21 protein-coding genes and 1 pseudogene are annotated in these 18,476 nt (G+C 41.5%); 19 read left to right on the top strand and 3 right to left on the bottom strand.

Annotated features, from left to right (window positions below; all coding sequences use genetic code 11):
* The first annotated feature begins 57 nt into the window (after positions 1–57).
* Positions 58–1,302 (top strand): IS256 family transposase, encoded by a 1,245-nt coding sequence (locus FYJ34_RS05125; protein WP_117995389.1) that lies wholly within the window; start codon positions 58–60, stop codon positions 1,300–1,302.
* A gap of 165 nt (positions 1,303–1,467) precedes the next feature.
* On the opposite strand, the pseudogene FYJ34_RS05120 reads toward FYJ34_RS05125, so the two are convergent.
* Positions 1,468–1,784, bottom strand: a pseudogene (locus FYJ34_RS05120) (plasmid mobilization protein).
* Between the two features lie 322 nt (positions 1,785–2,106).
* Between FYJ34_RS05120 and FYJ34_RS05115 the strand changes: the two are divergent.
* The 8 genes from FYJ34_RS05115 to FYJ34_RS05080 all read left to right on the top strand — a co-directional run bounded on the left by FYJ34_RS05115 (position 2,107) and on the right by FYJ34_RS05080 (position 9,004).
* Complete coding sequence (locus FYJ34_RS05115) at positions 2,107–2,745, top strand: TetR/AcrR family transcriptional regulator (RefSeq protein WP_154476755.1); 639 nt, start codon at positions 2,107–2,109, stop codon at positions 2,743–2,745.
* 60 nt (positions 2,746–2,805) lie between these two features.
* Entirely contained in the window at positions 2,806–3,531 is a 726-nt protein-coding gene (locus FYJ34_RS05110) for an ABC transporter ATP-binding protein (RefSeq protein ID WP_173017060.1), read from the top strand.
* Positions 3,503–4,207 carry a hypothetical protein gene (locus FYJ34_RS05105; RefSeq protein WP_173017059.1) on the top strand — a complete coding sequence of 235 codons (705 nt, stop codon included), beginning with the start codon at positions 3,503–3,505 and terminating at the stop codon, positions 4,205–4,207. The genes FYJ34_RS05110 and FYJ34_RS05105 overlap by 29 nt, the downstream gene beginning before the upstream one ends.
* Before the next feature lie 3 nt (positions 4,208–4,210).
* Complete coding sequence (locus tag FYJ34_RS05100; RefSeq protein ID WP_154476752.1) at positions 4,211–4,861, top strand: alpha/beta fold hydrolase; 651 nt, start codon at positions 4,211–4,213, stop codon at positions 4,859–4,861.
* Between the two features lie 159 nt (positions 4,862–5,020).
* Positions 5,021–5,770, top strand: a complete 750-nt coding sequence (locus FYJ34_RS05095) for an ABC transporter ATP-binding protein (protein WP_154476751.1) — start codon at positions 5,021–5,023, stop codon at positions 5,768–5,770.
* Complete coding sequence (locus tag FYJ34_RS05090; protein WP_173017058.1) at positions 5,751–6,350, top strand: ABC-2 transporter permease; 600 nt, start codon at positions 5,751–5,753, stop codon at positions 6,348–6,350. Before FYJ34_RS05095 ends, FYJ34_RS05090 begins: the two co-directional genes overlap by 20 nt.
* 373 nt (positions 6,351–6,723) lie before the next feature.
* Entirely contained in the window at positions 6,724–7,617 is an 894-nt protein-coding gene (locus tag FYJ34_RS05085; protein WP_154476749.1) for a Fic family protein, read from the top strand.
* A complete protein-coding gene (locus FYJ34_RS05080) occupies positions 7,610–9,004 on the top strand; it encodes an aldehyde dehydrogenase (RefSeq protein WP_330582535.1) in 1,395 nt (464 codons plus the stop codon). Before FYJ34_RS05085 ends, FYJ34_RS05080 begins: the two co-directional genes overlap by 8 nt.
* A 25-nt stretch (positions 9,005–9,029) precedes the next feature.
* Here FYJ34_RS05080 and FYJ34_RS05075 read toward each other — a convergent pair whose 3' ends face one another.
* Positions 9,030–9,614, bottom strand: coding sequence for a lysoplasmalogenase family protein (locus tag FYJ34_RS05075; protein WP_235899467.1), 585 nt, complete (start codon positions 9,612–9,614; stop codon positions 9,030–9,032).
* Between FYJ34_RS05075 and FYJ34_RS13140 the strand changes: the two genes are divergently transcribed.
* From FYJ34_RS13140 to FYJ34_RS05060, 4 genes are read left to right on the top strand one after another with little or no spacing between them, the layout of a single operon-like run.
* The gene (locus tag FYJ34_RS13140; RefSeq protein WP_235899496.1) at positions 9,541–9,891 is read left to right on the top strand and encodes a hypothetical protein; all 351 of its coding nucleotides are present in this window, start codon (positions 9,541–9,543) and stop codon (positions 9,889–9,891) included. The genes FYJ34_RS05075 and FYJ34_RS13140 overlap by 74 nt on opposite strands.
* A gap of 49 nt (positions 9,892–9,940) precedes the next feature.
* Entirely contained in the window at positions 9,941–10,651 is a 711-nt protein-coding gene (locus tag FYJ34_RS05070) for an ABC transporter ATP-binding protein (RefSeq protein ID WP_154476746.1), read from the top strand.
* Positions 10,648–12,126: a COG1361 S-layer family protein gene (locus FYJ34_RS05065; RefSeq protein WP_154476745.1), complete on the top strand. Its 1,479-nt coding sequence runs from the start codon at positions 10,648–10,650 to the stop codon at positions 12,124–12,126. Before FYJ34_RS05070 ends, FYJ34_RS05065 begins: the two co-directional genes overlap by 4 nt.
* Positions 12,092–13,513 (top strand): ABC transporter permease, encoded by a 1,422-nt coding sequence (locus FYJ34_RS05060; protein ID WP_154476744.1) that lies wholly within the window; start codon positions 12,092–12,094, stop codon positions 13,511–13,513. Before FYJ34_RS05065 ends, FYJ34_RS05060 begins: the two co-directional genes overlap by 35 nt.
* 102 nt (positions 13,514–13,615) lie before the next feature.
* On the opposite strand, the gene FYJ34_RS05055 is transcribed toward FYJ34_RS05060, so the two are convergent.
* Positions 13,616–13,879: a hypothetical protein gene (locus FYJ34_RS05055; RefSeq protein ID WP_154476743.1), complete on the bottom strand. Its 264-nt coding sequence runs from the start codon at positions 13,877–13,879 to the stop codon at positions 13,616–13,618.
* 145 nt (positions 13,880–14,024) lie between these two features.
* On the opposite strand from FYJ34_RS05055, the gene FYJ34_RS05050 reads away from it, so the two are divergent.
* From FYJ34_RS05050 to selD, 6 genes are all read left to right on the top strand, one after another.
* Complete coding sequence (locus FYJ34_RS05050) at positions 14,025–14,555, top strand: cob(I)yrinic acid a,c-diamide adenosyltransferase (protein WP_154478827.1); 531 nt, start codon at positions 14,025–14,027, stop codon at positions 14,553–14,555.
* Between the two features lie 87 nt (positions 14,556–14,642).
* A complete protein-coding gene (locus FYJ34_RS05045; RefSeq protein WP_154476742.1) occupies positions 14,643–15,299 on the top strand; it encodes a GTP pyrophosphokinase in 657 nt (218 codons plus the stop codon).
* Positions 15,300–15,328: 29 nt separating this feature from the next.
* The gene (locus tag FYJ34_RS05040) at positions 15,329–16,216 is read left to right on the top strand and encodes a YitT family protein (protein WP_154476741.1); all 888 of its coding nucleotides are present in this window, start codon (positions 15,329–15,331) and stop codon (positions 16,214–16,216) included.
* Between the two features lie 332 nt (positions 16,217–16,548).
* Complete coding sequence (gene yedF / locus FYJ34_RS05035) at positions 16,549–17,157, top strand: sulfurtransferase-like selenium metabolism protein YedF (protein WP_154476740.1); 609 nt, start codon at positions 16,549–16,551, stop codon at positions 17,155–17,157.
* Positions 17,138–17,263 carry a hypothetical protein gene (locus FYJ34_RS13540; RefSeq protein WP_268878928.1) on the top strand — a complete coding sequence of 42 codons (126 nt, stop codon included), beginning with the start codon at positions 17,138–17,140 and terminating at the stop codon, positions 17,261–17,263. The genes yedF and FYJ34_RS13540 overlap by 20 nt, the downstream gene beginning before the upstream one ends.
* Before the next feature lie 151 nt (positions 17,264–17,414).
* Positions 17,415–18,455: a selenide, water dikinase SelD gene (gene selD / locus FYJ34_RS05030; RefSeq protein WP_154476739.1), complete on the top strand. Its 1,041-nt coding sequence runs from the start codon at positions 17,415–17,417 to the stop codon at positions 18,453–18,455.
* The last annotated feature ends 21 nt before the right edge of the window (positions 18,456–18,476 follow it).

Below are 18,476 nucleotides of genomic sequence, written 5' to 3'. Positions count from 1 at the left end.
AAACACTATAAAGGTCTTCTATGATAAAATATATTAAATCATAGGAGGCCTTTTATTATGGCAAACAGAAAAAAAGAAGTTTACAAACCAAAACCGATGACAGAAGGAAAAAGAAATCTTATTCAGGGACTGCTCCAGGAATACGATATCCAGTCAGCAGATGATATTCAGGAGGCACTTAAAGATCTGCTTTCCGGAACCCTTCAAGATATGCTTGAAACAGAAATGGACAATCATCTTGGATACGATCGTTATGAAAGATCTAGTGAGCCTAATTACCGTAATGGAACAAAGTCTAAAACTGTTCGTAGTAAATACGGTGAATTCGAAGTAGATGTACCTCAGGATCGTCAAAGTTCTTTTGAACCACAGGTACTTCCAAAACGTCAAAAAGATATTTCTTCCATTGATGACAAGATTATTGCAATGTATGCAAAGGGGATGACTACACGACAGATTTCAGAAACCATAGAGGATATTTATGGTTTTGAAGTCAGTGAAGGAATGGTATCCGATATCACAGATAAGCTCCTTCCCAAAATCGAGGAATGGCAGAATCGTCCCTTGTCACCTGTGTATCCAATCGTTTTTATTGATGCTGTGCATTTCTCTGTACGTGATGATGGTGTGATCAGAAAGCTGGCAGCATATGTGGTACTTGGCATCAATGAAGATGGCATGAAAGAAGTCTTAAGCATCGTAGTGGGCGAAAATGAAAGCAGTAAGTACTGGCTTTCTGTATTGAACAGCTTGAAGAATCGTGGAGTTCAGGATATTCTCATTCTCTGCTCAGATGGATTAACAGGAATCAAGGATGCAATCTCTACCGCATTTCCAAAAACAGAGCAACAGCGTTGTATTGTACATATGGTGAGAAATACGCTGAAATATGTTGCAAACAAAGATATGAAATCCTTTGCAAAGGATTTAAAGACAATCTATACGGCAGCAAGCGAAGAAGCTGCTAGAAAGCAGTTAGAGACTGTGACAAAGAAATGGTCTGGGCAATATCCGAGTGCCATGAACCGCTGGCATGATAACTGGGATGCGATTTCTCCAATTTTCAAGTTTTCCAAGGATGTTCGTACCGCTTTTTATACTACGAATGCCATAGAATCACTAAATTCATGCTATCGTAGATTGAACAAGCAGAGAAGCGTATTTCCAAGTTCCCAGGCGCTGATGAAGGCACTATATCTGGGTACTTTTGAAATTGCAAAAAAATGGACAATGTCGATCCGCAACTGGGGAAAAGTACGTGGTGAACTGGAAATCATGTACCCCGACCGACTGATGATGTAAGTCTAAATAATATGCCAAGAAAAATACACCCAGATTTTTCTGGGTGCTCTTGACATGTTCGTTCATTTTTGCTATTAAATAGACAACGGCTTAACCGCAGAAAACTGCCATTAAGCCGCTTAATTATCATAGAAGATCTCAATTTACAGAAAAAATTTCACACCGTCATGAATTTTGCCATAGCTCTTTTGAGAAATGTTCAATTTGTTTTTTATATCATTAATGTCCTCTTTGTAAATTACACCTGTTGAATTTACTCGCTTTGCAATCTGGTTGATGTTGTTTGTAGCATTGGAAAGTAAGCCTTGTAAATCTCTGAAAGGTTCTAAATCTACTTGATATATTTCTTTTTCCAAAACGCATTTTCTAATAAAGTGGCTCATATTTCTACACTTTGCAAGCTTTCTTTTCTCTTTAAAAAGAGCCTTTTCTTCCTTGGTCAGTTTAATTTCAAGTCTTTCATTTCGTATTCTATTTGCCATAGATATTTCCTCCTTTAAATGTATTCCGGGGTCTTAGGGTTCTCCCTAACAAGCTAAAAATTGATAAAAAAAGAAGCAGATCCCAAAGGGCTGCTTCCTCAATTTTTTCGTAAGTGTCCGTACACTTACTGTGCTTACTACAAAAGATAGTAAGCATTAAGCTATTTTTAAATTTGTATCGTGTTATATCACAATTCATGGGACATTTATAGTCTTTGATTGTTTTAATGTAGTTCTAATTTTCACGGAAAACTAATTGATTATTTGGATGAACCGTGCTAATATATAGATACCAATAGTATGTAAAATTCGAGGTGGTTTTATGTCAAGAAATAAATATCCTGAAAAAAGTAGGGAGTTAATAATTGAAGTGTCTAAAAGTCTGTTTATCGAAAAAGGCTTTGATAAAACAAGTATTCAAGATATTATTAATCATCTTGGTGGAATGACTAAAGGCGTTGTTTATCATCATTTTAAGTCTAAAATGGACATTTTAAGTGCAATTATAGGTATTGATGACGACAAACTATTGCATGAAGAGTGGATAGGAAGTAATGGTTTGGAGAAGCTTCAGTATGCAATAGTTCAATCTTTAAGTGATTATAAAAAATTTTCAACGTTATATGCAATGAAGATTTCCTTAAAAAGTCCAAGCATATTATTTGAACAGTATAATGTATCATATAATTTTTTGATACCTAAGATAAATGAAGTAGTAAAACTGGGAATCACAGATGGCTCTATTAAAACAAATTTTCAAGAAGAGGTTGCTGAAATCATAGTTATATATTTTAATCTGATTATAGGATTGAGAATTAATGAATTAACCCAGCAAGAGTTGATTAGAAAATTTGAATTCATTAGAAATATTTTAGAAGGGCTGAATGTACCTGTTATTTCAGATGAGATTTTTAGTACTATGTTGGATTTGGCAAAGTATATTTCAACAACAAAAAAATAAGCTGTCTACGGTTTATTTTTTTAGGCTTATACATACCATAGGTATGTAATGGAGGAAGAAATGATAAAAATAAAAAATTTAAAAAAGAGTTATGGGAATAAAAGAATTTTAAATGATATATCTCTGAATGCCGGAAAGGGAGAGGTAATAGCTGTTTTAGGGAAAAATGGAGCAGGAAAGACAACTCTATTTAAAGTCCTTCTCGGGTTGGCGAAAAAATCAGAGGGAGAAATAGCTGTTTTAGGGCAACCTGATTACACTGATAGTTTAAGAAAAGAAATAGGATTTTGTATGAGTATTCCTGTTTTTTATGAACATCTCAATGCAATTGAGAATATGAGTATTGAATGTGAATATTACAAATTAGATAAAAGCAATATATGTAGCGTTCTTAGAGCTGTAGGATTGGATCCATATAACAATGAACCTGTAAAAAAATATTCCTTTGGCATGCGACAAAGATTACAATTTGCGGAATGCTGTATAAAAAATCCCCCAATAATTATTATGGATGAACCATTTAATGGATTAGACCCAAAAGGAATTGTGAAATTAAAAAACACTATTCGGAATATGGCTAATGGAGAAAAGACTATATTGATTTCGAGCCACATATTATCAGAGATTAAGCAGGCTGCAACAAGAATTATTGTAATTGCGAAGGGAACTATTGTTTTAGATAGGTATGTTAATGAGCTCGTAGAAGAACATACAAAAGATTTTGAAGCTTTTCTAATTAAAAAAATGGAGGGATATGATGAAACTCAAACTTATAGATTTGATTAGGATTGAATATAAAAAACATAAAAGCAAACCTTACATGATAGTAATTGTGATTGGTACAATAATATGTTTGTTATTGTCAGTGTTTTTTTCGTTTATCCCTAAATTTGACGTAAATACTTCCGAACTCAATTCAATCACATTTATTTTGAAAATGAACGCAATGTTTATAATTGGTCTTTTTTCGTTTGTGTTAGGAGCGATGTTTGTAAAATATATCATAAATCCATACTCGGAATTGTGTTTATGTAAAACATTGGGATATCCCGTTAGTAGGGAAAATATTTTCCTTTCTAAAGTTTTGACTTGCATTTTGTTCATATCAACCTTTTGTACAATATCTCTTATTACAACTGATGTGATTTTATACTATGGAAATATAATTTTTAAAGTAGTGGAGAATGATTTGAAACATAGTTTGTTTATGTATGAAATTGGAAATTTAATTTATACATTGATTACTGTAATAGGAATTGGATGCCTTTCTTTGGCGACAGGGTGGATTAAAAAATCTCCTGTAATATTAATGGTTACAAATTTTGCTTGTTATTGCATGGTTGGAAATCAGATTCAGGTTAATTACATATTTATTAAAATTATATCAATTTTAGCAGCGTTGTTTATTATAGCTTTTTCCATTATATATTTGCTGAAGAATGTTAAGAAAATAGAGGTATGATTTATGACAAAAATTTTCATCCATGGACTAGGGCAATCAGTATCTGCGTGGGATGGCATAAAAGAGCATATAGAGGGAAAAGCTAAATATATTGATTTGATTGAGTGTGATGTGGAGTCTGAAGATGTATATCAGGCGTTATATAACTTGATATGCAAAGAGTGCAATGATGAAGCTGGGAAAGTTGATTTATGTGGCTTGTCATTAGGGGGATTGTTAGCAATGCAGTATGCAACTGAATTCCCGAATAAAGTTAGATCATTGGTACTAATAAACTCACCATATAAAGTATCAAATATATTATTAAGATTACAACAAAATATTTTTAGGTTTATGCCATCTGTCTTATTTAAACAAGGGTTTTCTAAAACAGATTCCTTAAAAATACTTGATGCTATCAAGAAAAATAATTCTATTATTGTTGAAAGGATAGAGGCATCAACTTTAATTATTTATGGAGAAAGAGATCATGCTAATAAAAAATCAGCATTTGAATTGTCAAAGGATATATTTAATGCAAAGTTAGTAAAGATAGAAAAAGCAAATCACCAAATTAATATTGAACAGCCTTTAAAATTAGCTTATGCAATAAATTTATTTTGGGAAGAAGTTGGACGATTAAACGGGGAAATAGAGCATGAAAATGATGTTTAAGACAATTATGTATTTTGTCTTTTTGGTGATAGTAACTCAGGCTTTGCCTAAAATAATAAATCCTGATAATGATTATAATATGATACAAATTATTTTCTTGTTGATTATTTCTTTTGGAATATCAATGAGAAATAGAAAGCCAAAGTGAGAGGAGAATATATGGAAAACAACAATTTAATTATTGAAATTAATAATTTATGCAAATCGTATAGATCGTTTAAACTCAATGATATTTCATTTTCTTTATCAAGAGGAGAAGTAGTTGGGTTAATTGGTCCGAATGGTGCAGGCAAATCGACTCTTATAAAATTAATATTAAACATTGTTGAAAGTGATAGTGGAGAAGTCATTTTTTTAGGAGAAGATATTTCAAATTCAAAAAATCCGTTATATAAAGAAAAAATTGGTTATGTTGGTGAATATATTGATTATTTTCCAAATCAAAAGATAAAAAATATAAAAAGATTTTATCAAATGTATTTTCAAGATTGGGATGAGCAAATATATCAATATTTATTTAATGATGTTTTTGAATTAAGTGGTGACATGAAAATAAAAGAGTTATCAAAAGGAATGAGAGTAAAGTTTTCATTGGCATTAGCATTATCTCATAATCCTAAACTGTTAATAATGGATGAACCAACTTCAGGATTAGATCCGATAGTAAGAAGTAAAATATTAAAAATACTGAGGGCGTATTCAAAAGAAAATGGTACTGCAATTTTGTTTTCATCTCATATAACAGAAGATATGAATAAAATAGCTGATAAATTGATTTTTCTAAACCACGGAAAGATTTTAGGTAAATGTCAAATGGATGAGATGAAAAAGAAGAAATGTAAGATAGATGAGTACTTGGAGAGGTTAATTGGGAATGAGGAGTCAAAATATGAAAAAAATCTTTTTTAAATATATATATTTAAATAATAGAAATTTGATTTTTGGTGTTTTAAGTGCTTGTTTTTTTGCATTGATTGCATTTGATAGTAACAAGTATTATTCAGTAGCATTGCTTATGGTTCCATCATTACTGTTTAATTTTATTGTTGGAAAGATGTGCTATGAAGAGGATTCCAAAGCTACTAAAGAATTTTTATTAGCAATGCCCATATTAAAGCGAGATATAGCTTTAGAAAAAAATATAATTGGTCAAATTTGCATTGTTGTGGGATTTTGTCTTGTAAATGTTGTGTTTTGGATTGTTAATATACTTTTTAGGAAATCAGATATGTTTTTTGATGTGGACACAATGTTAATTATTATGTGTTTTTTAATCGTATATAACACGATATATATTTTTATGAATTATAAATTTGATTATTCTAAAACTCAATTTTCTTCCTACATAGTTTTGTTGTTTATGTTAGTTCTTTTCAAGTTTGGAAATGAATTTAAAAATATAATAAAGTGTGCAAATTCGTATATTTTATTTCTCATAGTTATCGTTATAAGTATAAGCAGTTTTCTTATTACAAAGAATAGACCATGACGGGACTTTTAATTACTTAGTGAGCGTAAGAAAATTTACGCCAAGACTTTCCTGCTGAAGAAATTCGGTTTAAATGGATACTGTCAAAGATAAGGATAGAATCATTGTTAATTGATGCGAAAGCAAAGAAACAAACTATTGAAACTGAGAAACTTACAGGAGATGACCATTAGGGATAAGCAAAAGAGAAATCTTTTGTTTTATCCCTTTTTTATTTCAAATTTATTATTCCGTTATAGTGGATAATATTATTCCATATACAAGTTATCGTTCCATAAAGTGCCATTGTTCCGATAATCTGATTATGTTATTCCTATTTAGTTGATATTATTCCGATAAAATGGCATAATATGAAGGACTGGAGGGGTAATTTATGTATATTACAGTGAAACAAGCAGCTGAAAAATGGGGTATATCCGATAGAAGAGTAAGGATTTTATGCTCAGAAGGGAAGATTCCCGGGGTATATCAAGAAGGAAGAGTATGGAAAATACCATATGATGCAACAAAGCCAACTGATGGAAGATATAAAATTAAGGAATCACTGATTTCAATCATAGAAGATAAATTAGAAGTTCTCAGAAAAAGAAGACCCTTGACAGAAGGTGAGTTGGAGAGATTAAATGAAGAATTTCTAACAGAATATACCTATAACTCAAATGCAATCGAAGGCAATACCTTAACTTTGCGAGAAACAGACATGGTTCTTAAAGGACTTACTATTGACCGAAAATCATTAAAGGAACATTTGGAAGTTATTGGACATAAAGAAGCTTTTGACTATGTCAGGCAGCTTGTTAGTGAAAATGCCCCAATCTCTGAAAAGGTAATAAAGGATATTCACTATTTAGTTTTGGCTGATAAAAAAGAGGACAGAGGAATATACAGAAGAGTCCCTGTTCGAATTATGGGGGCAACACATGAACCTGTACAGCCATATTTGATTATTCCTAAGATGGAAGAACTACTGGAGCAATATAAAAACAGCAAGGAAGATATTGTGACTAAGCTTGCACGTTTTCATATCGAATTTGAAGGAATACATCCTTTTATTGATGGAAACGGAAGAACTGGAAGATTACTGGTTAACTTGGAACTAATGAAAGCGGGCTATCCGTCGATAGATATAAAGTTTACTGATCGCTTGAAGTATTATGAAGCTTTTGATGAATATCATTTAAAACATAATATATCGGCAATGGCAGATATGTTTGCAAGATATTTGAATCAGAGACTAGATTTATATTTGTCTATTTTGGATGAGTAAGAATAAAAAAGTTCAGGAGAGGATGGAGAGAAACATGGTTGAAAAAATAGTAGAAAAACAGCGGGAATTTTTCCATACAGACCAGACGAAGGACATTACGTTTCGAATTCGGCAATTAAAGAAATTAAAGTATGCGATCCGGCAAAAGGAAGACAGAATCCTGGAAGCCCTGTACTTAGATTTGGGGAAGTCTAAAACAGAGGCGTTTATGACGGAAGTCGCAATGGTATACAGTGAGATCGATACGGCGCTGAAACAGGTAAAAAAATGGAGCAGACCCAGGAGGGTGTGGGGGAGTATGGGGACATTTCCCTCTGTTGATTATGTATACAGCGAGCCCTATGGAGTCGTATTGATCATGTCGCCGTGGAATTATCCGTTCAATCTGACCATGTCTCCGCTGGTGGCTGCGATGGCTGCGGGAAACTGCGCCGTGCTTAAGTGCTCCAGAACCAGCCTTCACACTGCAAATGTGATGAAAGAGATCCTGGATGAAACCTTTGAACGTCGTTACATTTCCTGCCTGGAGATAGACACGGCTTATGATGCTGTGCTGCATCAAAAATATGATTATATCTTTTTTACCGGAAGCCCCGGCGTCGGGAAAAAAGTCATGAGCGCCGCCAGTCAACATCTGATCCCGGTTTCACTGGAGCTGGGTGGGAAAAGTCCGTGCATTATCGAAGAAAGCGCGGATATCCGATTGGCTGCCAAAAGAATCGCCTGGGGAAAGTTTTTAAATGCAGGCCAGACCTGTATCTCTATTGATTATGTTTTGATCCACGAAAGTGTAAAAGAAAAGTTTATCCGGGAGTTAAAAAGGGAACTGGAGGAGCGTTATGATATCGGCAGCAAGACCTACCCCAGGATCATAAACAGACATCATTTTGACAGGCTGTGTGAACTGATACGCACGGAGGAACATGTGATTGGCGGGCAGACGGATGAAGCAGCGAATAAAATAGCGCCGACCATCTTTCCCGATTCGGATTTTGACAGGGAAATTATGAAGGAAGAAATTTTCGGTCCTCTCCTGCCTGTCATTTCATACCGTCATCTGGCGGAAGTAATCAGGAAGGTGAAGGAACTTGAAAAGCCTCTTGCCTGCTACCTGTTTACAAACAGAAAAGAAGTGGCAGATCAGGTGATCCATTCCATTTCCTACGGAGGCGGCTGTATCAACGATGTGGTAGTGCATTTTACAAACCACCGGCTGCCCTTTGGAGGGGTGGGACTGAGCGGGATGGGGAGCTATCATGGAAAATATGGATTTGATGCGTTAAGCCACAAAAAAGGGGTGGTAAAAAGCATCAGAGGGATAGACCTGCCGTTCCGCTATCAGCCCTTTGACGACAAAAAATGGAAGCTGTTTAAAAAAATCTTCTGAAACGAAACGCTTTCCCAAGCCGCTTTTACAAAAACAAAAGGGAGGAAGCGATCAGATATTGCGCAGCGTAGTAGGTCACGTGGTTTAATATGATCCAGGCAGGCGCTTCTTTGCGTTTGGTTCCGAAATAGGTGGCAGAGAGAATAGAATCCGATGCCAGGAAAAACAAGCTTCCCAGGAAGAAAAGCAACAGGGTGGTATTTTTGAAATTTGTCTGGAAACAGGCCAAAAAGGCGGTCATGGATGTACATAACAGGAGGGACACATAAATCAGAGAGACCTTTTTGTAAGGCCCATACTGCAGTTTCATGACCTTTTCCAGAGAAATGGCGAGGTATCCCAAAAGAATTCCGAGGATCAGAGAGAACAGAACAAAGAAAAAGTTCATCTGGCTGATACGGATGATGGCGATGATATAAAACAGGTGTCCCAGCATAAAGGAAACAAAACCGGAATACAGCCATGGTTTTCCATCGTGGGCGTAGGTGACTTTAAGATCCAGCCAAATGTCGCCCAGCATACCAAAGAGCAGACCGATGAGTACAAATTTCACGCCAGGATGGCCGGAGGAAACAAAGGATGCCGATAGGCCGGTGAAAACAAAAAACAGACTGGCAATTGTCTTGGACAGGATTCCGGGAATCCCACATTTGCAAACTCTTATGACTAAAAAAACCAGGACAGAAAGAATGCCCAGTACTAATACAAAAATAAACTTTATATGTTCCATAAAACCCCTCGTGTACACATTTTCTTATATTATAACTAAAATATTTAAGGGTTTCAATGCGGGGATGAAATCAAATAGAGGAATGGGTTTGTTAGAGATAAAGTATAAAAAGATGCTTGGCAAAATTCAGATAATCTTAAGAATTTCTAAGGGATAAATTTAGAAATGTATTGTATGCTGAGTGTATTGAAGCAAGGAGGGGGTCTATGAAGCGAGTAATCGAAGTAAAAGAGTTGTACAAGCTGTATCGCGTGGGGGAGGAAGTGGTGCGTGCGCTGAACGGCGTGAGCTTTGAAGTGTATGAAGGCGAGTTTTGCGCGATCGTAGGAACTTCAGGATCGGGAAAATCGACGCTGCTGAATATGCTGGCGGGATTGGAAAAACCCACCAAAGGAGAAGTCGTGATCGCGGGACAGCATATGGAAAAAATGAACGAGGAAGAGCTGGTGCGCTTCCGAAGAGAAAATGTAGGATTTATTTTTCAGTCCTTTCATCTTCTGGGAACGATGGACGCCAGGGAGAATGTGGCGCTTCCTCTGGCATTCCGGGGAGAGGGAAGGAACAGCCGCATGAAGAAGGCGGATCAGATGCTGGATCTGGTGAAGCTGCAGAAGCATAAAAAGCATTTCCCGAATCAGATGTCAGGAGGACAGCAGCAAAGAGTGGGCGTGGCAAGGGCGCTGGTGCTGGATCCCAAGATCATCTTCGCAGATGAGCCTACCGGGAATCTGGATTCCAGAACATCAGAGGATGTGATGACACTGATGCAGGATGTGGTAAGAAAGCAAAACAAAACCTTGATCATGGTGACGCATGACGTACAGCTGGCTTCTTATGCAGATCGGATTTTCCACATCCGTGACGGAAAAATATTAAAAATCGAAGAGAACAGGGAAAAGAGGGGAGAAGAATCATGAAAACACTTAGAAAGAGCGGAGCGATTTTGCTGGCGGCAGTCCTGCTGTGCGTAGGGATACCACTGATGCCTCTGGCGGCAGACCCGGTGGCGGCGGTAGAAGTAAAAAGCAACAAAGAATTTACCTTCCAGGCAGGAAGATCTCAGGATATCAGGATAGTGGTGACAAACTCTTCCGGGCAGGATCTGGAGGAAGTATCCGTGACGCCGGAGCTGGCAAGTAAAAATGATGTATGGCCGTTTCAGGAGGAGCAGAGCGCAAAGAAGATCGGACTAAAGGCGGGAGAGAAGAAAGAAGTCAACTTTGCCTTCACCCAGAAAGATGAGATACCTACGGGCACGTCCCGGATTCGATTCCGGATTCGTTCCGGCGGAAATGAAACGGAGTCAGAGACTATTTATATCAATACGACGGCAAAAACACAGGAAATACCGGCTGGCACAGCAGCCAATGAAACGAGACAGGCGGCGGAAGCTGCAAAAGGAGGAGAAAGCATGGCAGAAACAGGAGTGAGCAACGCAGAGGCAAGCTATGTCGGCGCAGGAGGCGGCGGAGGCGGAAATACTTCCGTTCCCCGTGTGATCGTGACAGGATTTACCACCAATCCGGGAGAAGTGAAAGCCGGAACGGACTTTACCCTGACGATCCATCTGCGAAACACTTCCAAAACCATGCGGGTCAATAATATGCTGTTCGACCTGAACGCCCCGGCAGAGGGCAGCGAGCAGGCTACCAGCTCTCCGGCGTTTCTCCCGTCCTCCGGATCCAGTTCCATCTATCTGGAAGGGATCCCGGCAGGAGGGACAGCGGATATTTCCATCGCCATGAATGCCAAAGCAGATCTGGTACAAAAGCCCTATAACATTGAACTGAGTATGAAATATGAAGATGCCAATGCGGCGCAGATTCAGGCGACATCGAATCTTTCTATTCCTGTAAAGCAGGAAGCAAGATTTGAGTTCAGCCAGTTTGAGATCAGCCCGGAATCCATTGCGGTGGGAGAAGAAGCGAATGTGATGACGACGCTGTACAATCTGGGAAAGATCAAGCTGTACAACGTAAAGGCTACGTTTGAAGGGGCGGCCATTGAAAAGTCGGAAATATTTGTAGGAAATGTAGAACCGGGCGGAAAAGGCAGCATTGACAGTATGCTGAAGGGAAAAACAGAAACGGAAGGGCCGGCGAAGATCACTATGACGGTCAGCTATGAGGACGAAGCGGGAAATGTTTCTACAGTAACCAAGGAGTTTCAGCTGGAGGTGACCCAGGAGAGTCAGGAAGATATGGCGGCTGGCATGGAAGTGCCGGCGGAGCAGCCAAAATCTCCTGCAAAACTGATAATAGGCGGTGTGGGAGTGCTGGCAGCGGTGATCGCAGCAGTCGTTCTCATAAGGAGGAGAAAAAAGAAACTAAAGGCAAACGAAGAGGAGGGATTGCTGGATGAGGTGGATAGATCTTCTGAGGATAAGCAGTAGCAATCTGAAAAGGCGCAAACTCAGAACGTTCCTGACGGTACTGGGCGTTATCATAGGTACCGCCTCTATCGTAGTCATGATCTCGCTGGGGATGGGAATGCAGCGATCCCTCTATAAGGAAGTGGAGGAATCGGGCGGCCTGACTTCCATCAAGGTGCGGGGGAGCAATGCCGGAGAAGTCATGTATGGAGGCAGAACGGAAGGAGACGGAGGCAGTTCCAAGAAAGAAGAGAAATACATAGACGGAAGACTGTTGAAACATCTGTCGGAAATCCAACATGTGGAAAAGGTGTCTCCTGTCTACCAGATGAATATCCTGCTACTGAAAGGAATCTATGAAGGAACTGCGGACCTGATTGCCATGAAGCCGGAGGAATTGAAAGAGATGAACATCAAGCTGGCCTCCGGCAGCCTGCCAAAACCGGGAAGCTCTCTGGAATTTTTGTATGGCAATGGGATTCCCACTCTGTTTTATGAGAAGGCAACGAATAAGGGGTATTATGATACCCGAAGACTTCCGGATATTAATTTTGCCAGAGATTCCATGTTCGTGATATTTGATCCGGAAAACTATCATTCCGGCAACAACGTCCTGGACAGCATGGTGACGACCGATAAGAATAAGACGGGAAATGCGGCGGAGACCGCGCCGCAGAAATCGAGCAGCAAATATGTGGTCCGCCCCAGCGGCGTGATCGCCGGAGGCATCGAGAAGTACAATATGCATTATGGAAGCGTTTACTGTGATCTGGATTCCCTTCAGAGGATCTTGAAGAAGGAATTTGCCGGCCGCGTCATACCGGGACAGCCCAAAACGAAATCTGGAAAGCCCTATAAGGAATTTGTCTATACCTATGCACAGGTACATGTGGATGAGATCGAGCATGTAGACGCCATTGCCAGCCAGATCCGGGACATGGGATACGAAGTGGAGACCAATGCGGAATATCTGGACGCCATGAAGAGTCAGTTTGCCATTGTCCAGGCTGTTTTGGGAGGGATCGGAGCCGTGTCCCTTCTGGTGGCGGCCATCGGGATCGCCAATACGATGATGATGTCCATTTATGAAAGAACCAAGGAGATCGGAGTGATCAAGGTACTGGGCTGCAGCCTGAAAAATATCAAACAGATGTTTTTGCTGGAGGCGGCGTTCATCGGACTGCTGGGCGGCCTTTTGGGGAATGCTTTCAGCTTCCTGATATCCGGGACCATCAATTTTCTGGTCAGCGGAGAACAGATCGGACTGGATTCCAGCATTTCTTATATTCCCTGGTGGATGGTGCCGGTGTCCATGGGATTTGCCATGCTGGTGGGGATCCTTGCAGGATACTTTCCGGCAAAGCGGGCAATGCAGTTAAGTCCGCTGGAAGCGATCCGTAACAATTAACTATCGTTTGTACGACAAACACCTTTTCGTTACCCTGGTGATAAGAAAAATACCAGGGAGGCGAAAAGGTGTTTTTTGCGAAAAAGAAGCCGGTAGCATCTTTTATTCTTCGATCACGTGGATTTCCAGATAGTCAAAATCGATGGTTTCCACAAAATGATCCTGATGAAAGCGGGTCTTATCCAGTCGCCGGAATTCCGCAATATTAGAATCCAGCCAGATAGGTTTACTCAGATCAAAGGCGATACAGACAGCCTCCAAAGCGGACAGGACTTTCTGCGTGCGGGAAGATGCAGAGTCATCACAGATCACCGTATCTCGGAGCAAACGCCCGTCTTTCATTTCTTTTCCCCATAATCGAAACATAAACAGCCTCCTTCTTTGTTTCCTGCTATCGCCCATTGTACCATATTTTCCTGATTTGTCAGCAGGAAATCAGGTTCTGCTTGTTTTTTTTCGGGATGTGTTGTATGTATTATATAACGTGTGGAATGGAGGAGAAGAAAAAGTGATGTGGGGCACAGGAAGGATCCATCTGTATTACGGAGATGGAAAGGGAAAGACGACGGCGGCGGTAGGACTTGCTGTCCGGGCGGCAGGCAGCGGTCTGAAGATACTGGTGTTCCAGTTTTTGAAGGACAATCAGTCGAATGAAAGAAAAGTATTGGAGAGCATAGAGAACATCACCTGTTTGTACGGGAGAGAACCGGTAAAGTTTGTCAGTCAGATGAACACAGAGGAAAAGCAGGAGTTGTTCCACTATAATAATAAGGCGCTGGATGAGATCGTAAAATTCTGCGGCGTCTCGGAATTTGATCTCCTGGTGCTGGACGAAGCGCTTTGCGCAGTTGCATTGGGCGTGTTGAGTGAAAAAAAACTGCTGAGCTTTTTGCAGCACAAGCCAAGAGGACTGGAGATCGTCCTGACGGGACACAAAGTGTCTGCGCAGATGCTGGAAACGGCGGATTATGCTATGGAGATCCGAAAGGTCAAGCATCCCTATGACCAGGGGATCATGGCGCGGGAAGGGATAGAATTTTAACAAAGAAAATCGGAGAAGTCGGCTGTTGAAAAGGGAAATTTTATGCTATACTGAGTCCGAAGCAAGGTGGCTGCCGGAGGAAAATGCATGGAGAAAATAGAGCAGACGATTAAGAATTATGAGGATGTGGACAGCTGGAAGACGATCATGTTTTTGTACACATCGGCGATCAAAACGGTGGAAATGAAGCTGGAGATCTTAAACGATGAATTTCAGCATGTCCACCAGTACAATCCCATTGAGCATATCAAGACCAGAGTCAAGACGCCGGAAAGTATCGTAAAGAAGCTGCGGAAGTATGAAAAGGAAATTTCCGTGGAAAATATGGTGAAGTACGTCAATGACATTGCAGGAGTGCGGCTGATCTGTTCGTTCACCTCGGATATCTACCGTCTGGCCAATATGATCGCAAGCCAGACAGATCTGAAGATCATCGAGATCAAGGACTACAATAAGTCGCCAAAGGACAGCGGATACAAAAGCTACCATATGCTGGTGTCGGTTCCGGTCTATCTGTCAGACGGGATGGTGGACACCAAGGTAGAGATCCAGATCCGGACCATTGCCATGGATTTCTGGGCCAGTCTGGAGCACAAGATCTACTATAAATTTGAAGGCAATGCGCCGGCTCATATCAGCAGGGAACTGCGGGAGTGCGCGGATATGGTATCCACCCTGGATGAAAAGATGTTATCGTTAAATGAGGAGATCCTTGCCTGTTCCAGAGAGCAGGAGAGGAAATAGACAAAGGACAGAGAGGACAGCAAAGAAAAATGAACAGCATACTGACAAAAAGAAGAAAAGAATTGTTGACGCAGGCGATTTACGCCATCGGCGGCAGTCTGATGTTTGCCATTGCGGTAAATCAGCTGATCATCCCGCTGAATTTGTACAACGGAGGGTTTACCGGTATTTCCCAGCTGATCAGTTTGTTTTTAAAAGAAAAGCTCCATCTTCCGCTGCCTGCCGGAATGGACATGACGGGAGCCATCTTTTTTACTCTGAATATTCCTCTGTTTTACATGGGATACCGGGTATTAGGCAAGAAATTTGCGCTAAAGACGGTGGTGACCGTTACCATGCAGAGTGCGTTTCTTCTTTTGGTTCCCATCGCAAGGACCCCGGTGATCGAAGACTACCTCACCAGCTGTATCATCGGCGGGATCATTGCCGGGATCGGAGTGGGCTTTGTGTTGCGGGGAAGGACCTCGGGAGGCGGCCAGGATATTATCGGTCTGTGCTGTGCCAAGCTGTATCCCAATATCAGCGTGGGGCAGATCAATATCATCATCAACATTATGGTGTATGCCATCTGCCTTCTTCTGTTTGATGTGGAGATCGTGGTATATTCTCTGATCTACACGACGGTACAGGCGGTGGCTATCGACAGAGTACATATCCAGAACATCAACATGAGCGTGATGATCTTTACCAAAAAGCTTGGGATCTCCAAGGCGATCATGGAGCAGACAGGGCGCGGGGTGACCAACTGGGACGGAGAAGGCGCATATACAAAGAAGACGTCCTACATTCTGTTTGTACTGGTTTCCAAATATGAGGTGGCGCAGATCAAACAGATTGTAAAAAGCATCGATCCGGAGGCTTTTATGATCTTTACGGAAGGATGCTCCGTGGATGGTAACTTTGAAAAGAGACTGTAGGAAGACGGATCGGAAAAAGAGGCACGTAGCGGCGCAAGAGTCGTGAAGAGGTCTGATACGAAAGAAAAAGATATCGGCCAAAGAAGAAAAAGGGATTGCCGCAAGAGGCAATCTGGCAAGAGAGATTCCCTCCCGGACGGTACAGGAAAGCGACGGATTCCTGTGCGGTTCGGGAGGGAGTCTGCTATTTTGCCCGCAGAAAACGGCGGCGGGAGATCATCTGCGAAATAGTTTCACAAAATACGGTAAATCCGTTTACCTTTTAACGGTTTAGTGATAGAATATTTCTATAAGTAAACCGTTCAGAAAAGAACAGAAAGGTGGGAAATACAATGATTCAGGTAAATGCAATGGGTGATGCCTGCCCGATCCCGGTGATCAAGGCAAAGAAAGCGCTCCAGGAATTAGGAGGAGCAGGCGTGGTAGAGGTGCAGGTGGACAATGAGATCGCGGTACAGAATGTGACGAAGCTGGGCAGGGAGTCCGGCGGAGAGGTGACTTCGGAGAAGACGGGAGAAGGCGCCTATGTGGTACGCATCCAAATGGGAGAGGGAAAAGAGGAGCAGATCGCGCAGGCAGAGGTGTCCTGTGACGTAACGGCCAGGAAAAACAAGATCGTGGTAGTATCCTCGGATCGTATGGGGACAGGAAACGACGAGTTGGGTAAGGTTTTGATGAAAGGCTTTTTGTTTGCCGTTTCCCAGCTGGATGAGCTTCCGCAGACCATTCTTTTTTATAATGGCGGAGCGACCCTGACGGCAGAAGGTTCGGACTCTCTGGAGGATCTGAAGGGAATGGAAGCACAGGGCGTAGAGATCAGAACCTGCGGCACCTGCCTGGATTATTATGGATTAAAAGAGAAGCTGGCGGTCGGTACTGTAACAAATATGTACAGCATCGTGGAAACCATGGCGGCAGCAGATGTGGTGCTGCGTCCATGATGCTTTCCATGGCAGAGAGAATGGCGACAGCAGACGTGGTACTGCGTCCATGATGCTTTCCGTGGCAGAGGGCATGGCGGTAGCAGACGTGATACTGCGCCCATGATCCCCGGAATCAGAGGGAGGATGGCGGAGACAGGGAATTTGCCGCGCCGGGAGAACAACCGGCAGAAAACGGGAGAAACAAGGCAACACAAAGAGAGACGGAAGAAGAAAAAGGCAGACCACAAGGCTGCCGGAGGAAAAGAGGAGTACGCATGAAATCAGATGTAAGACTGACACAATTAGCAAGGACTGCCGGCTGAGCAGCCAAGATAGGTCCTGAGACCCTTGCTCAAGTATTGGGCAGATTACCTAAATTTTATGACGAGAACCTGCTTGTGGGGATTGAAACATCTGATGATGCGGCCATATACAAGGTGACGGATGAGATTGCCATGATTCAGACGGTGGACTTTTTTACCCCGATCGTGGATGACCCGTATATGTTTGGCCAGATCGCAGCAGCCAATTCGCTGAGCGACGTATGGGCTATGGGCGGGGAGCCGGCGGTGGCCTTAAATATCGTTGGCTTTCCCAATTGCCTGGATCCTGCTATCTTGGGGGACATCCTGGCAGGCGGAGCAGACAAGGTAAAAGAGGCGGGAGCCGTCCTGGTAGGAGGACATTCCGTACAGGACGAAGAACCAAAGTACGGGCTCTGCGTGTCCGGCTTTGTGCATCCGGACAAGATCTTTAAAAATTTCGGATGCAGACCCGGAGACGTGCTGATCCTGACCAAGCAGATCGGAAGCGGAGTGGTCAATACGGCCATCAAGGGAGAGATTGCTTCTCCTTCCGCCATCAAAGAAGCGCAGACGGTCATGGCGTCGCTGAATAAAAAGGCGAAGCAGGTGGTAGACCGGTATCGGGTTTCTGCCTGTACGGATATTACGGGCTTTGGCCTTCTGGGACACTGTGTGGAGATGGCTTCGGCAAGCGAGGTGACCTTTGACCTGCGGGTAAGGGATATCGCTTATTTTGAGGATGCTATCGATTATGCCAAGATGGGGCTGATTCCTGCAGGCGCCTACAAGAACAAGGGATATTCGCTTGGCAAGGTGGAGGCAGGAAATATTGAAGAACATTATCTGGATCTTTTGTACGATCCCCAGACGTCAGGCGGCCTGCTGATCAGTGTGGCGCCGGAAGAGGTAAAGCCGATTCTGGAGGATTTTAAAAAGATGAAGATGGATACGACCGTTTCTGTCATTGGGACAGTGGCGGAAAAGAGCGAGCGGCTGATCCGCTTGTGGTAAAAAATAAAGAGGGACAGACAA

Source organism: Suipraeoptans intestinalis, assembly GCF_009696485.1.
GTDB lineage: Bacteria > Bacillota > Clostridia > Lachnospirales > Lachnospiraceae > Suipraeoptans > Suipraeoptans intestinalis.
Note: the sequence above shows the minus strand (reverse complement) of the source record. Positions and strands in the feature narration are given on the sequence as shown.